Annotated in this window: 13 protein-coding genes; 4 read left to right on the forward strand and 9 right to left on the reverse strand. The window is 65.8% G+C overall.

All coding sequences use genetic code 11. The features are described 5' to 3' along the window. Nucleotides 1–28: 28 nt before the first annotated feature. The 9 genes from BM075_RS15480 to BM075_RS15515 form a co-directional block, all read right to left on the reverse strand. Nucleotides 29–2,986, reverse strand: a complete 2,958-nt coding sequence (locus BM075_RS15480; protein ID WP_093361612.1) for an error-prone DNA polymerase — start codon at nt 2,984–2,986, stop codon at nt 29–31. A 207-nt stretch (nt 2,987–3,193) separates the two neighbouring features. Continuing rightward, nucleotides 3,194–3,673, reverse strand: coding sequence for an RNA pyrophosphohydrolase (locus BM075_RS15485; protein ID WP_093361613.1), 480 nt, complete (start codon nt 3,671–3,673; stop codon nt 3,194–3,196). Nucleotides 3,674–3,774: 101 nt separating this feature from the next. Beyond that, nucleotides 3,775–5,118, reverse strand: a complete 1,344-nt coding sequence (locus BM075_RS15490; protein ID WP_093361614.1) for a S41 family peptidase — start codon at nt 5,116–5,118, stop codon at nt 3,775–3,777. 7 nt (nt 5,119–5,125) lie between these two features. Further along, nucleotides 5,126–6,256 carry a murein hydrolase activator EnvC family protein gene (locus tag BM075_RS15495; protein WP_093361615.1) on the reverse strand — a complete coding sequence of 377 codons (1,131 nt, stop codon included), beginning with the start codon at nt 6,254–6,256 and terminating at the stop codon, nt 5,126–5,128. Beyond that, on the reverse strand, nt 6,253–7,782 hold the full coding sequence (gene gpmI, locus BM075_RS15500) for a 2,3-bisphosphoglycerate-independent phosphoglycerate mutase (protein ID WP_093361616.1): 1,530 nt from the start codon (nt 7,780–7,782) through the stop codon (nt 6,253–6,255). Before gpmI ends, BM075_RS15495 begins: the two co-directional genes overlap by 4 nt. A gap of 337 nt (nt 7,783–8,119) precedes the next feature. Beyond that, entirely contained in the window at nt 8,120–8,590 is a 471-nt protein-coding gene (gene rlmH / locus BM075_RS15505) for a 23S rRNA (pseudouridine(1915)-N(3))-methyltransferase RlmH (RefSeq protein WP_093361617.1), read from the reverse strand. Further along, the gene (rsfS, locus tag BM075_RS15510; protein WP_342741254.1) at nt 8,590–8,979 is read right to left on the reverse strand and encodes a ribosome silencing factor; all 390 of its coding nucleotides are present in this window, start codon (nt 8,977–8,979) and stop codon (nt 8,590–8,592) included. Before rsfS ends, rlmH begins: the two co-directional genes overlap by 1 nt. Before the next feature lie 168 nt (nt 8,980–9,147). Then, nucleotides 9,148–9,321 carry a hypothetical protein gene (locus tag BM075_RS24475; protein ID WP_177208374.1) on the reverse strand — a complete coding sequence of 58 codons (174 nt, stop codon included), beginning with the start codon at nt 9,319–9,321 and terminating at the stop codon, nt 9,148–9,150. Between the two features lie 108 nt (nt 9,322–9,429). Then, nucleotides 9,430–10,731, reverse strand: coding sequence for a mechanosensitive ion channel family protein (locus tag BM075_RS15515; RefSeq protein WP_093361619.1), 1,302 nt, complete (start codon nt 10,729–10,731; stop codon nt 9,430–9,432). 241 nt (nt 10,732–10,972) lie between these two features. On the opposite strand from BM075_RS15515, the gene leuC reads away from it, so the two are divergent. The 4 genes from leuC to BM075_RS15535 all read left to right on the forward strand — a co-directional run bounded on the left by leuC (nt 10,973) and on the right by BM075_RS15535 (nt 14,746). Beyond that, complete coding sequence (gene leuC, locus BM075_RS15520; RefSeq protein ID WP_093361620.1) at nt 10,973–12,379, forward strand: 3-isopropylmalate dehydratase large subunit; 1,407 nt, start codon at nt 10,973–10,975, stop codon at nt 12,377–12,379. Between the two features lie 54 nt (nt 12,380–12,433). Then, the gene (locus BM075_RS15525) at nt 12,434–12,958 is read left to right on the forward strand and encodes an HdeD family acid-resistance protein (protein ID WP_093361621.1); all 525 of its coding nucleotides are present in this window, start codon (nt 12,434–12,436) and stop codon (nt 12,956–12,958) included. 70 nt (nt 12,959–13,028) lie between these two features. Continuing rightward, nucleotides 13,029–13,634 carry a 3-isopropylmalate dehydratase small subunit gene (leuD, locus tag BM075_RS15530; protein WP_093361622.1) on the forward strand — a complete coding sequence of 202 codons (606 nt, stop codon included), beginning with the start codon at nt 13,029–13,031 and terminating at the stop codon, nt 13,632–13,634. Between the two features lie 257 nt (nt 13,635–13,891). Continuing rightward, nucleotides 13,892–14,746, forward strand: coding sequence for a hypothetical protein (locus BM075_RS15535; protein WP_093361623.1), 855 nt, complete (start codon nt 13,892–13,894; stop codon nt 14,744–14,746). The last annotated feature ends 44 nt before the right edge of the window (nt 14,747–14,790 follow it).

A 14,790-nucleotide genomic window follows, 5' to 3' on the forward strand; every position in this document is an offset into this window, starting at 1 on the left:
GCGCATCGCATCCGTGCCGGACAGTATATCAACCGGTTGGCCTGCCCGAAACAGATTCTGCCGCACCGAGGTCCGGCACCCGGCCCGGGGTCAGCCGCGCCCGCAGCAGCGCCAGCGGATGCGCCCGGAGCGTCAGCCGCATGGAGACGTAATCCTCCACCACCTGCTCGCCGAGCGTCATTTCCGGCAAGTGCGCGGCGGGCTCCACGATCCCCTCCCCCTCCAGCCCGGCGGCAAAGAGCGGCAAGGGATGCGCCCCCCGGAGCGCGCGCGCCTCCCACAGCGCCTCCCGCCGGGAAAGGCCCATGGAGGCAAAGGCGTCCGCCTCCGCCAGCACCTCCAGCAGGGTCGGCGGCGTCCCGGCGCGGCGCCAGACCTCCTCGACGGCCAGGTAGCCGTTGCCGCGCGCCCCCGCGATCCAGCCCGCCTCCTCCTGCCGCATCGCCTTGATCTGCCGGAACCCCAGCCGCAGCGCCAACCCGCCCCGCCCGTCCGGCTCCATCACATTGTCCCAGTAGGAGGAATTGATGCAGATCGGCAGAACCTTCACCCCGTGCTCCCGCGCGTCGCGGACGATCTGCGCGGGCGCGTAGAAGCCCATCGGCTGGGAGTTCAGCAGCGCACAGGCAAAGATCGCCGGGTGGTGCCGCTTGAGCCAGGCGGAGGCATAGACCAGCAGCGCGAAGCTGGCGGCATGGCTCTCGGGGAAGCCGTAGGAGCCGAAGCCCTCGATCTGGCTGAAGCAACGGGCGGAGAAGTCCTCGTCGTAGCCTCTGGCGCGCATGCCGGCCATGAAGCGGTCGTGGAACTCGCTGACGTTGCCGTGCTTCTTGAACGTCGCCAGCGCCCGGCGCAGCCGGTCCGCCTCCTCCGGTGTGAACCCCGCCCCCACGATGGCGATCTGCATCGCCTGCTCCTGGAAAAGCGGCACGCCGAGGGTCTTGGCCAGCACCGCGCCCAGCTCGTCGGAGGGAAAGCGCACCTCCTCCTCGCCATTGCGCCGCCGCAGGTACGGATGGACCATGTCGCCCTGGATCGGGCCGGGGCGGATGATCGCCACCTCGATCACCAGGTCGTAGAAACAGCGCGGCCGCATCCGGGGCAGGAAGTTCATCTGCGCCCGGCTCTCCACCTGGAAGACGCCGAGCGAGTCGGCCCGGCAGAGCATGTCGTAGACCGCCGGATCCTCCGGCGGCACCGTGGCGAGGGTGTAGTCGCTGCCCTCGTGCTGCTCGATCAGGTCGAAGGCCTTGCGGATGACCGTGAGCATACCCAGGGCGAGGATGTCGACCTTGAGAATGCCGAGCGTGTCGATGTCGTCCTTGTCCCAGGGGATGACGGTGCGCTCCTCCATCGTGGCGTTCTCCACCGGGCAAAGCTCGTCCAGCCGGCCCTCCGTCACGATGAACCCGCCGACGTGCTGCGACAGGTGCCGGGGAAACCCCTGAATCTCGGCGATGAGCTTCATCGTCTGAGCGAGCCGCCGGTCCGTGGGGTCAAGACCCAGCTCCCGCATCCGCTGATCTTCCAGCCCGCTCATGGAGCCCCAGCCCCAGATCTGGCTGGAAAGCGCCGCGACCGTATCCTGCGACAGCCCCATCGCGGTTCCCACCTCCCGCACCGCCCGCTTGCCGCGGTAGTGGATCACCGTCGCACATAGCCCCGCCCTGTGCCGGCCGTAACGGTCGTAGATGTGCTGGATCACCTCCTCGCGGCGTTCGTGCTCGAAATCCACGTCGATGTCGGGCGGCTCGTTCCGGGCCTCCGAGACGAAACGCTCGAAGACCATGGTGCCGATCTCGGGGGAAACGGACGTGACGCCAAGGCAGTAGCAGACGACCGAGTTGGCGGCCGACCCGCGCCCCTGGCAGAGGATGTTGCGGGAGCGGGCGAACTCCACAATGTCGTGGACCGTCAGGAAATAAGGAGCGTAGCCGAGCTTCCCGATCAGCCGCAACTCGTGCTCCAGCAGCGCCTTCACCTTGTCCGGCGCGCCGGAGGGATACCGCCAGCGCAACCCCTCCCGGGCCAGCCGCTCCAGCCGCCCATCGGCGGTCTCGTCCCCCGTGATCTCGGACGGGTACTCGTAGCGCAACTCGTCGAGGCTGAAGGTGCAGCGCGCGGCCACCTCTGCCGCCCGGTCCACCGCACCGGCATGGGCGCCGAAGATCTGCCGCATCTCGCCCTCCGACCGCAGCCGACATTCGCCGTTGGCAAGCGCCGCGCGGCCAAGCTGGTCCACCCGGCAACCCGTCCGGATGGCGGTGAGAACATCAGCCAACTGCCGCCGGCGGCCGTGGTGCATGCGGGGGTGCGCCGAGGCCACGGTGCCAATGCCCAGCCCCGCCGCCTGCGCGGCCAGCCGGTCGAAGCGCGCCCGATCCTGCCCGTCGTAGCGCGGCGCCATCAGCAGGTGCACGGCCTCCCCGAAGCGGCGCGTCAACCGCCGCGCCCGTGACACCCATTCGCCCGCGCCGCCCTGCACCGGTGCGACAGGTGGCGCCGTCTCGGGGTGGACAAGCAGCTCCATGCCCTCCCCCCACTCCAGCAAATCCTCCAGCCGCAGCGAACAGGCGCCCTTCGTCGCCCGGAGCCGCCCGAGCGAGATCAGCCGGCAGAGCCGCCCCCAGGCGGCGCGGTCGCGCGGCAGCACGGTCACGGTGAAACCGTCCACCAGCACCACCCTGGCGGCAGGGATCAGCCGGGGCACGTTGTATATGTCGGGCGACGGCGGCGCGGGCAGATGGGGCGGCCGTGGCGGGCCGATCAGCCCCACCTCCGCCTCCGCCGCCCGCCGCTCGGCCACCAGGCGCCCGATCTCGCGCGCCTGCGTATGCGCCCGAACGATCCCGGCCACGGAATTCTCGTCGGCCACCGCCAGCCCGGCCAATCCGGCCAGCGCAGCCCGCTCCATGTATTCTTCCGGGTGCGAGGCGCCGGTCAGAAACGTGAAATTGGAGGTCGCGGAGAGTTCGACAAAGGCCACGGCAGCCGCCTACCCGTGACCTGTGTCTTCTTGTGTCTCCAAGTATCCCCGCCGGAGGCAAAAAAACTTCCGGTGCGCCAGAGATTTAAGTGCCTCCGGCGGGGATATTTTCGGACACAAGAAAAAGGGGCGCGAGTCGCTCATGCCCCATTTTATTCTTGTTTTGTTCTCATGTGGAGTCCCCGCACACCTCTCCCCGCCAGAGGCTCAGAGATGGTCGGCAAACGCCTCCAGGACGGAGGTGTAAACCGCGCGCTTGAAGGGCACGATATTCGCAACGAGCTCGTCCGGAGGCAGCCAGCGCCAGGTCGAGAATTCCGGGTGCTCCGTGTCGATCCTCACCTGTTCGTCGGAGCCCAGGAAGCGCATCAGCATCCACTTTTGCTTCTGCCCACGGTACTTCCCCTTCCAGACCTTGCCGACGAGATCCGCGGGCAGGTCGTACCGCAGCCAGTCCTCGGTTTCGTCCACCAGCGTGACCAGATCGGCCGTCACCCCGGTTTCCTCCCACAGCTCGCGCAAGGCGGCGTCGCGCGGGGATTCGCCCGTGTCGATGCCACCCTGGGGCATCTGCCAGGCGGGCAAGTCACTGTCCTTGCGCTGGCCGACGAAGACGCACCCGTCGCCATTGACGAGCATGACGCCCACACAGGGGCGGTAGGGAAGTGTGGAGGGATCGCAGGTCATGGCGACCTTATCGGAGGCCGGACCCGCCTGTGCAAGCTCCGATCGCAGAAAGGGCGGCCGAAGCCGCCCTTGCGAAACCTGCCCTGCCCGGGAAGCCCCGGTCACTCGTCGGGGTCGAACGCCGACAGGCCCTTGAGGATGTCGATCGCGTAGGCAAGCTGGTAGTCCTCGTCGCGCAGCGCGGCGGCCTCCTCGGCCTTCTCGCGCTCCTGCTCGATCTGCCGGCGCTCGTCCTCGGTCAGGCTGTCGTTATCGAGACGGCCGCGCAGGTCGGCTTCGGAGCGGGAGAAGCGGTTCACCGGGGTGTCGTCCTCCTCCTCTTCCGCATTGGGGCGAACGGAGGGCTGCTGCACCACGATATCCGGAGAGACGCCCAGCGCTTGGATCGAGCGGCCGGAGGGCGTGTAGTAGCGCGCCGTGGTCAGCCGCATCGCGCCCTCGCCCTTCAGCGGCATGACCGTCTGCACCGATCCCTTGCCGAAGCTCTTGGTGCCGACAACGATCGCCCGGCGGTGGTCCTGCAACGCACCGGCGACGATTTCGGAGGCAGACGCGGAGCCGCCGTTGATCAGAACCACCAGCGGCTTGCCCAGCGCCAGATCGCCCTCGGTGGCGTTATAGCGGTCGCCGTCGTTGGGGTCGCGGCCCCGGGTGGAGACGATCTCGCCCTTGTCGAGGAAGGCGTCCGACACCTTGATCGCCTGCGTCAGCAGCCCGCCCGGGTTGTTGCGCAGGTCCAGCACGAAGCCGTTGACCTCGTCCATGCCGCCCATTTCCTCAACGGCTTCCTTCAGGCCGGACTCCAGGTTGGGGAAGGTCTGGTCGTTGAAGGTCGTGATCCGCAGCACCACCGAGTCCCCCTCGGTCCGGGTACGGACGGCCGTCAGCTTGATCGTGTCGCGGACGATGGTGACGTCGAACGGCTCGTCCACGCCCTCGCGCACCACGGTGATGATGATCTCGGACCCGACCGGGCCGCGCATCATGTCCACCGCCTCGTCCAGGGTCAGGCCAAGCACGCTCTCGCCGTCCACGTGGGTGATGAAGTCGCCCGCCTCGATGCCGGCCTCTGCGGCGGGGGTGTCGTCGATGGGAGAGACGACCTTCACGAAGCCCTCCTCCTGCGTCACCTCGATGCCGAGCCCGCCGAACTCGCCCCGGGTCTGCACGCGCATATCGTCCGCGTCATCCGGCGACAGGTAGCTCGAATGCGGGTCAAGCGAGGTCAGCATCCCGTTGATCGCGGACTCGATCAGCTCCCGCTCGTCGACCTCTTCGACGTACTGCGCGCGGATCCGCTCGAAGATGTCTCCGAACAGGTCGAGCTGCTCGTAGATCGAACTGTTCTTCTCGGCTTCCTGGGCAACCAGCGGGCCGGCCACCTGGGTCGTCGCCACCGTGCCTGCCACCACGCCGCCCAGTGCGGCCATCACGAACTTCTTCATGCGTTCCTCATCCGTCCTCTTTCGCGGTGAACCACTCCGCTGGATCCACCGGGGTCTCGCCCAGTCTCAGCTCCATGTAAAGCGTTTCGTCGCGGGCTGCACCACCACCATCTTGCGCGGACCCGCCGTCCGCCCCGTTTGCAGGCAGCGTGCCGCCCATCAATCCCAGTGGCAAGCCCGCGGTCACCACCTCGCCGGCCTCACCATAAACCGTTTCCATTCCGGCCAGCACCAGAAGAGTGTCGTTGGCCGGCTCAAGGATCATCACGTTTCCGTAGTCCAGCAACGGCCCGACGTAGCGGATGGTCGCCTCCGCCGGCGCGGTGACCAGCGCCCCGGGGCGCGTCGCGAGGATCACCCCCGGCCGCACGATCCCCGCCGCGTCCGGCTCGCGGTAGCCGCGCAGCCGCACACCCTGCACCGGCCAGGGCAACACCCCCCGCAACGCGGCGAAATCGGCGTTCTCCGCCGGCGACAGGGCCAGCGTCCCCAGACCCGCGGCAAAGGCATCCAGCGTCTCTGCGGTCTCCAGCAGGCGGCGCATTCGCTCGGGATCGGCCGTGAACCGCTTGGGCAAATCCGTGCGCGCGGCCATCGCCTGCGACAGCGCCGTCCGCGCCTCCTGTGCCCCCTGCAACCCCTGCCGGAGCGCCGCCCCCGCCTCCTCCTGCACGGCGGCAAGCGCGGCGATCTCGTCCAGCTCGGCGCTTAGCCGCTCGACCTCCGCCTGAACCTCGGGCGTGAGATCGCGCAGCATCATGCCCGAGCGCGCCATGCCCACGGGCCCCGACGGGTGCAGCAGCAGAAGCGGCGCCGGGGAGCGTTCGATGGAGATCAGCGCCCCCAGAAGCCGCGAGACTTCGGCGTCGCGCGCCGCAAGGCGCTCGTCCAGGATGCGCTCCTGCCGCGCCGCCAGCCGCATTCCGGCCCGCAACGCGGCCAAACCATCCTCGTAGGCCTGCACGGTGCGGGTCAGCGCCCGCACCCGGCTGCGCGCGCCCTTCGCCGCGTCGAGCGACTCGGCCGCCGCCTGCAACTGATCCGCCGCCTCCCGGGCAAGGACCGCCGGGTCGGTTGCGGCCGTGGCCGCCCCGGCGAGACAGAACAGCGATGCGGCCAGCCAACCGGCCCGGATCATTTGTCGATCAGGCTCACCCCGGTCATCTCCTCGGGTTGTTCCAGCCCCATGAGCTCGAGGATCGACGGGGCAACGTCGCAGAGCTTGCCGTCGTGCAGCGTCGCGCCTTCGGGGCCGTTGAAGAGGATGACCGGAACGAGGTTGGTGGTGTGCGCGGTGTGCGGCCCGCCGTCCTCGGCGAACATCGTCTCGCAGTTGCCGTGGTCGGCGATCACGATCATCGCGCCGCCTACCTTCTTCAGCGCGTCCACGACCTTGCCAAGACCAGTGTCCACCGCCTCGCAGGCCGCCATCGCCGCCTCCAGAATGCCGGTGTGACCGACCATGTCGGGGTTGGCGAAGTTGGTGACGATCAGGTCATAGCCCTTCTCGATCGCCTCCACGAACTTCTCCGTCACTTCCGGGGCCGACATTTCCGGCTGCAAGTCGTAGGTCGCCACCTTGGGCGACTTCGGCATGAAGCGATCCTCGCCCTCGTAGGGCGTCTCCACCCCGCCGTTGAGGAAGAAGGTGACGTGCGGGTACTTCTCCGTCTCCGCAAGCCGGAACTGCTTCAGCCCCTTCTTGGAGACCCATTCGCCCAGCGTGTTGACGATGTCCTGAGACGGGAAGATCACGTCCATGAATTCGTTATGACGGTCGGAATACTCGACCATCCCGCAGATGGACCCCCAGTTCGGACGCGCTGACGCGTCGAAGGCGCCGAACTCCGGATCGGCCAGGGCGGACAGGATCTCGCGGGCGCGGTCGGCCCGGAAGTTGCAGAACAGCAGGCCGTCGCCGTCCTTCGGCTGGACGTAGCCGGATAGCTTCGTCGCCTTGATGAACTCATCGGTCTCGCCGCGCTCGTAGGCCTTGTCACAGGCGTCGCGCCCGCTGCCGGCCTCGAATTCGGCCTTGCCGCTCACGAACAGGTCGAAGGCCTGCTGCACACGCTCCCAGCGGTTGTCGCGGTCCATCGCGAAATAGCGCCCGACGAGCGAGCCCACATGGGCCCCCACCGGCAGCGCATCCTCGAAGCTGCCCACCTGCCCCGCACCGGACTTCGGCGCAACATCGCGGCCGTCGGTGATGGCATGGATCTGCACCGGAACGCCCGCGGCGGCGATGACCCTCGCGGCTTCGAGGATGTGGTCCTGATGCGAATGGACGCCGCCGGGCGAGGTCAGCCCGGACAGGTGCGCCGTACCGCCCGTTTCCTTGAGCTTGGCGATGAACGCCTGCAGCGCGTCGCGCTTGGCAAAGCTGCCGTCCTCGATTGCCAGGTCGATCTGCCCGAGGTCCATCGCGACCACGCGGCCGGCGCCGATGTTCGTGTGCCCGACCTCCGAGTTGCCCATCTGCCCCTCGGGCAGGCCCACGGCATTGCCGAAGGTGACGAGCGTGGCGTGCGGGCAGGTTTCCATCAGGCTGTCGAAGGTGGGCGTCTTGGCCAGAACCGGCGAATTGCCTTCCTCCTTCGGGGGCTTCGTGCCGATGCCCCAGCCATCGAGAATGCAAAGAACGACAGGTTTGGGAATGCTCATGAGGAGGTCTCCTTGGTTGCCGCTTTCCTAGAACCGTTAGCGCCCGAATGGAACCTAAACAGCGCCCATGGGCCGTCAAGTCGCGCCTGCCCACGGTGCATGGCGTAGGGTGGACATGCATGGCCCCCGGTTTATCGGCCGAGTAATCGCGCCCCTGGCGTGGCTACGGCTCAGGCGTCGTCGAGGCTCGGGTGGCACCCGTGCAAACCCGCCAAGGGGCGCGCTGCAGCGGCGAAGACACTCTTGGGAAAGGGTTGACAGATGGTTAAAATGGCCCATCAACGCATTGATTTCATTGGATTGGAAACCCGTCCCACACGTGAGACGCAGCGGCGGCTCATTCCCTGTGATAGGGCGTGCCCGCCAGAATCGCCGTCGCCCGATACAGCTGCTCAGCCAGCATTACCCGGGCCAGCATGTGCGGCCAGACCATCCGTCCGAAGGAAAGCTTGAAATCCGAGTCCGCGACCAGCGCGGGGTCCAGCCCGTCGGCGCCGCCGATCATGAAGGCCAGATCCCCGGTGCCCCCGTCGCGCCACTCTCCGATCCGCGCCGCGAAGTCCGGCGACGTCATCGTCCGGCCCCGCTCATCCAGCGCCACCGTCTGCGCCCCCTTCGGAATCGCCTTGCCGATGAGCGCCGCCTCCGCGGCCTTCCCGCCGCCCTTCCGGTCGTCCACCTCGATGACGGAAACCTCCGAAATCCCCAGCGAACGGCCAGTACGTTCCGCCCGCCGGAGATAGTCCGAAATCAGCGACAGCTCGGGGCCGGGCCGCAAGCGGCCAACGGCCACGATCTGCACCCGCATCAGACTTTCGTCGTCGCCTGTCCGGATCCGCCCAGGGGCAGCCACATCTTTTCGAGCTGATAGAACTCGCGCACTTCCGGGCGGAAGACGTGGACGATCGCGTCCCCCGCGTCGATCAGCACCCAGTCGCCGGCATCCTTGCCCTCGACCTTCGAGTACACCCCCAGTTCCTCCTTGAGCCGTTCCACGAGCTTCTCGGAGATCGAAGACACCTGACGCGACGAGCGCCCCGAGCAGACGACCATATGGTCGGCCATCTCGGATTTGCCGCGCAGGTCGATCACGACCACGTTCTCGGCCTGGTCTTCTTCGAGAGAGAAAAGGATCCGTTCGAGCAGCACGTCAGACGGTGTCTTCCCGGCCTGGTCGAACTTGGTCGGCGCACTCACAGGCGCCACTCCTGCCGCCGTTTGCGTGGCGGCCTCCGCATGGTGAGACAGAACATTGCCCTCCAGATGACGCGTCGTCAGGGTCCCGACGCTGGACATGCCCCATAGATAGCATCGCTTGCCCCACCACTCAACGATGCGGGAATTTTTCCTTTGCAAAAAGGCGGGTCAGAGGCCCGCGGCCGCCCGACTGTGGCCAATACCCGCCGACGCGAGGCCGCCGTCTGACACTGTCGTCTGCGCGCCGACCACGTCGGGCGCCCGCGTGAGGGCGACGCCAACCGCCATCATCAGGAGCGTCGAAATCATCAGGAAGTGAAGGTTTCTGTAAAGCCTGCCCATCTGCGAAGGTCCGTCAAAAGCGCGATTTCCGACACACGAAGAAAGGCCGCCACAGGCCGCGATCAATGGCTGCGACCGTATGCCCGCACGCCGTTGCCCTCCTGCAACTCAATCCTTCAGGATGCGCACCTCTCGCTGCGGGAACGGGATCTGGATTCCGGCGGCCTGGAAGGCATCCCAAAGCGCCAGATAGACGTCCCCGCGCACGTTGGTCAGACCCTTCGTCGAATCGGTGATCCAAAACCGGAGGACGTAGTCGACCGAGCTGTCGCCGAAGCTGGTGATGTGGCAAACAGGCCGGCGCTGCGCGAAGACGCGGTTCACGGTCATGGCAGCCTCGATTGCGGTCTTCCGAACGAGGTGGGGGTCGCTCGAATAGGCGGCGCCGAAATGGATGTCCAGCCGGACGAGTTCGTCTGTATGCGTCCAGTTGACGACCTGGCTGGTGATCAGATCCTCGTTCGGGATCAGGTATTCGCGACCGTCCCGGGTGACGACCGAAACATATCTGGCGCCCAGCGACTGGATCCACCCGAAGGTCTCGCCCAGCGAGATCACGTCCCCAGGCTTCACCGACTTGTCCATCAGGATGATGATGCCGGAGACAATGTTGGAAACAATCTTCTGCAAGCCGAAACCGATGCCGACGCCGATGGCGCCCGACAGGACCGTGAGCCCCGTCAGGTCGAATCCCACGGCCCGCAGGCCGAGGAAAATGGCGGAAACATAGAGCACTGCCTGCAGGATCTTGGTCAGCAGCACAGCCAGGGTGGGCGAGATGTCTTCGCTGGTGCGGATTCGCTGGCTTGCCGCGTTCGACAGCACGCGCGCCAGGAAGACCATCGTTCCGGTAATGATGATCGCCTGAAGGATGTTCAGCAGCGAAAGGCGAAAGTTCTGGATCTCCACCGCCACGGAATCGAGAAGCCCCATGGTCGCGTCCAGAAGGCCGACGAAGTAGAGCGTGACATAGATCCAGGCGCTCCAGTTCACGAACCGGCGGACCAGGGGGTTGCGGATCAACTTCGTTGCGAACCCGATCACCAGCCAGGCGAGTGCGATGGTGCCGACCACCACCAGGATGTAGCTGCGCGAGGGGAACAGCCCCATGACCTGCCGCATCACGAAAATCGTCGTCCAGCACAGGAGCACGAACGTGATCAGCGCGATCCGCCGCTGCAACATCACCAGGAATCGGAGCTGCCCTTTGCTGCGGCCCTCCAGACCGCGAATCCAGTCGCGAATGCGTTCCGACCACAACCAGCGCGCCAGGAATGACAGCGCGATCATGATAGCGATGAGAATGAGCTGTATCTGCCTCGTGGGCAGAAACATAAGCCGGGCAGAGAGTTCGAGTTGGTTCACCAAGGTCTGCAGCTCGGTGAGGAAGGCCTGAATGTCCTGCTCCATGCGGCAGAATTGCCTGCAAATCACCGCGCGTGCAATGCCCAAGCCCTTGCGGCGACGGCCAAGTGATTGTACCTGACGGCACATGGCAAAGACTGTCGACATGGATGACCACGCGCGCCTGCCTTGGCGCTTTCACGGCCTTCAGTGCCGTGTCACCGCGCAGCCATGAGCGCCCGCCGCGTTATACGCGGCGCCCGAGTTCCCATGTCCACATCACTTACTCCGAACGGGAGACCTCCGAATGACCGCCGCCAAGACTCTCTATGACAAGATCTGGGACGCCCATGTCGTCCACGAGGCTGAGGACGGAACCTGCCTGCTCTACATCGACCGCCACCTCGTCCACGAAGTGACCAGCCCGCAGGCGTTCGAGGGCCTGCGCATGGCCGGCCGTCAGGTGCGCGCGCCGGAGAAGACCATCGCGGTGCCCGACCATAACGTGCCGACCACGACGGACCGCGCCAAGGGCATAGACAACGAGGAAAGCCGCATCCAGGTGGAGGCGCTGGACTCCAACGCCAAGGACTTCGGCATCAACTACTACCCGGTCAGCGACATCCGCCAGGGGATCGTGCATATCGTGGGTCCTGAACAGGGCTGGACGCTGCCGGGCATGACCGTGGTCTGTGGCGATAGCCACACCGCGACCCACGGGGCCTTCGGCGCGCTGGCGCACGGCATCGGCACCTCCGAAGTGGAGCACGTGCTGGCCACCCAGACGCTGATCCAGAAGAAATCCAAGAACATGAAGGTCGAGATCACCGGGCAACTCCGCCCCGGCGTCACCGCCAAGGACATCACGCTTGCGGTCATCGGCAAGACCGGGACCGCCGGCGGCAATGGCCACGTGATCGAGTACTGCGGGGAGGCGATCCGAGCGCTGTCCATGGAAGGCCGGATGACCGTTTGCAACATGGCGATCGAGGGCGGCGCCCGCGCGGGCCTTATCGCGCCGGACGAAACCACCTTCGAGTACGTCATGGGTCGCCCCCATGCGCCGAAGGGCGCGCAGTGGGAAGCCGCCCTGAACTGGTGGAAAACGCTGAAGACCGACGAGGGCGCTCATTTCGACAAGGTCGTCACGATCCGTGGCGAAGACATTGCCCCGGTCGTCACCTGGGGCACCTCCCCCGAAGACGTCCTGCCGATCACCGAGACCGTTCCCGCACCGGAGGACTTCAAGGGTGGCAAGGTCGACGCCGCGCGCCGGTCGCTGGAATACATGGGCCTGAAGCCGGGCACCCCGCTGTCCGAGATCCCCATCGACGCGGTCTTCATCGGCTCCTGCACCAACGGCCGGATCGAGGACCTGCGCGCCGCCGCCGCCATCCTGAAGGGCAAGCACATCGCCCCCGGCGTGCGTGGCATGGTTGTGCCGGGCTCCGGCCTTGTCCGGATGCAGGCCGAGGAAGAAGGGTTGGCCGAGATCTTTCAGGACGCCGGGTTCGAGTGGCGCATGGCGGGGTGCTCCATGTGCCTAGCGATGAACCCCGACCAGCTCGCACCGGAAGAACGCTGCGCCTCCACCTCCAACCGAAACTTCGAGGGGCGCCAGGGATTCAAGGGCCGCACGCACCTGATGAGCCCGGCAATGGCCGCGGCCGCTGCGATCACAGGAAGGCTGACAGACGTCCGCAACCTGATGTAGAGTCCAAGACATTCGGAGTCTTGACTTTCATTGGGGTATTCGGGGGGTGTCGGCATGAGCGAATGGGCCAGGTGGCTTCTCCTTGGCTGCATGTCGGCACTTTTCGGCGGGCTGGCGTTGGCCAATGCGGTGGCCGTCTCCATTGGCATCACCGTCGTGACAGGCTCGATGCTCATCATGGCCGGGATGATCCAGGTCGGTGTGGGCATCCGAGACGACGGACCCCTGAACAAGGTGATCTCCGTCCTCCTCGGTTTGCTGGTGACGGTGCTCGGCGTGTCCTTCGTCAGCAACCCGATGGACGGCATGATGTCCCTGACGGCCGTGATCACGCTGCTGATCGCCGCCGCTGGGACCCTCCGCCTGTTCTGGGCCTTCCGGATGCGCCGGACGCGGTACTACTGGATGATGCTGTTTTCGGGCGCGCTCTCGATCCTGCTGGCGGGCTACATCTTCGCCAATTTCGAGCAGGCGTCGGCCAAGCTTCTCGGCATCCTTCTGGGTATCGAACTGCTCTTCAACGGCCTCGCCCTGGCCGTACTGGCTTTCTTTTTGCGCGCCTATCACGAACGGATGTAGCCGCCGCGGCGCTTGCCCCGCCTGACCGGCTGCGTTATCTCGCCTCAACCTCTTTCAGGAGCCCGACGCCATGGACAAATTCACCACGCTGACCGGAATTGCCGCCCCGCTGCCGCTGATCAACGTCGACACCGACATGATCATTCCCAAGCAGTTCCTGAAGACGATCAAGCGGTCCGGCCTCGGTGTGAACCTGTTCGACGAGATGCGCTACGACACGGACGGGAACGAGAACCCCGACTTCGTCCTGAACAAGCCCGCCTACCGCAACGCAGAGATCCTGGTGGCCGGCGACAACTTCGGCTGCGGCTCCTCGCGCGAGCATGCGCCTTGGGCGATCAAGGACTTCGGCATCCGTTGCGTGATCGCGCCGAGCTTCGCCGACATCTTCTACAACAACTGCTTCAAGAACGGCATCCTGCCGATCGTCCTGCCGCAGGAAGACGTGGACAAGCTGATGGACGACGCGGAACGCGGGGCCAACGCCATTATCACCGTGGACCTTGAAAACCAGACGATCACCGGCCCGGATGGCGGCTCCATTTCGTTCGAAATCGACTCATTCAAGAAGCACTGCCTTCTGAACGGCCTTGATGACATCAGCTTGACGTTGGAGAAAGCTGCGGCCATCGACACCTTCGAAGATCGCGCTGCGCAGTCACGACCTTGGGTCTGACTCCGCCCCTATCACAAGATCTGGAGCCGCCCGCTAGGGCGGCTTTTTTTTGCCACACCTTTGATGCAAAGCCGCACCAGTTTCCTCGCAAATCTGCCCGATTGATTCCGTTAATCAAATCTCAACCTTGCCGGCTGTATCCGAAAAAGGCAGAAATTGACGAAACTTAGGGCGAATTCCCGTCACAACCGGCGTACTTTGGCCGGGACCAGGCAACGGCCATGCATCGCTGCCGGACGGGATGAAGGAAACGGGTAGTGCTGACGAAGTTGACAGGCGCAGCCGTGCGCGCAGTCCTCGTGGCGGTTCTGGTGGCAACGCCATCCTTGCTGCTGCCGACTGTCAGCACCGATACGTCAGAGATCGTCGTGCTTTTCGGGCTGGCCTGCGCGCTGCTGACCTTCGTCGAATATGCCTCGACCTACCCCAGTCTGATCGAATTTCGCGATGCGCCGCCCTTCAACCGCATTCGCTTCATGTCGCTGTTCCTGACGGTTTTCTTCCTGTCCGTTCTGGCGCGCGGGGCGGTGCTGCCCAACGGGCTGACCATGTTCATGCAGGCGGTGGGCGGCATCGTGGGCTATGCGCTCGACTTCCCGTACAGCCCCGTGCGCCTGGTCCTGCTGAGCTTGCCTGACACCGCAACCGCGATGGAGATGGCACAAGTCCGAACGGCGTCCGGCATGGCCTACCTCATCGGCCTGCTGGCGATCACATTCTTCTACCTGATCCTGAAGCTGAACGACTGGCCGTCCCACTCGGGGGCGTTCAACGTCTGGATCAACCTGCCGACGTTCGATCCCACGGCGGGCGGGGACGTGGTGGACCGGCTGAACCGCGACGCCCGCGTCAACCTCGCCCTCGGCTTCCTGCTGCCCTTCATGATCCCCGCTATCGGTAAGGCCGCTACGGAACTGTTCGGAAACGCCGTGGTCGAGGAACCGCAGACGATGATCTGGATGGTATCCCTATGGGCATTCCTGCCGCTGAGCCTGTTCATGCGCGGCATCGCCATGTCGCGCGTGGCCGACATGATCGTGGAAATGCGCCGCCGCACCGCCCCCACGGAGGGCAACGGCGACGAAAGCAACGGCGACCTCGTCACCCCCTGATCCTTGCCATCGCGCTGGTCCTTGCCGCCGCGGTCCTACCTGTG

Source organism: Tropicimonas isoalkanivorans (assembly GCF_900112335.1).
Classification (GTDB): Bacteria; Pseudomonadota; Alphaproteobacteria; order Rhodobacterales; family Rhodobacteraceae; genus Tropicimonas; species Tropicimonas isoalkanivorans.

Excerpts from the sequence above, each read along its gene's own strand:
- BM075_RS15485 (WP_093361613.1), bottom strand. The coding sequence starts at position 3,673 with ATGACCTGCGATCCCTCCACACTTCCCTACCGCCCCTGTGTGGGCGTC.
- BM075_RS15490 (WP_093361614.1), bottom strand. The coding sequence starts at position 5,118 with ATGAAGAAGTTCGTGATGGCCGCACTGGGCGGCGTGGTGGCAGGCACG.
- BM075_RS15495 (WP_093361615.1), bottom strand. The coding sequence starts at position 6,256 with ATGATCCGGGCCGGTTGGCTGGCCGCATCGCTGTTCTGTCTCGCCGGG.
- gpmI (WP_093361616.1), bottom strand. The coding sequence starts at position 7,782 with ATGAGCATTCCCAAACCTGTCGTTCTTTGCATTCTCGATGGCTGGGGC.
- rlmH (WP_093361617.1), bottom strand. The coding sequence starts at position 8,590 with ATGCGGGTGCAGATCGTGGCCGTTGGCCGCTTGCGGCCCGGCCCCGAG.
- BM075_RS24475 (WP_177208374.1), bottom strand. The coding sequence starts at position 9,321 with ATGGGCAGGCTTTACAGAAACCTTCACTTCCTGATGATTTCGACGCTC.
- BM075_RS15515 (WP_093361619.1), bottom strand. The coding sequence starts at position 10,731 with ATGGAGCAGGACATTCAGGCCTTCCTCACCGAGCTGCAGACCTTGGTG.
- leuC (WP_093361620.1), top strand. The coding sequence starts at position 10,973 with ATGACCGCCGCCAAGACTCTCTATGACAAGATCTGGGACGCCCATGTC.
- BM075_RS15525 (WP_093361621.1), top strand. The coding sequence starts at position 12,434 with ATGAGCGAATGGGCCAGGTGGCTTCTCCTTGGCTGCATGTCGGCACTT.
- leuD (WP_093361622.1), top strand. The coding sequence starts at position 13,029 with ATGGACAAATTCACCACGCTGACCGGAATTGCCGCCCCGCTGCCGCTG.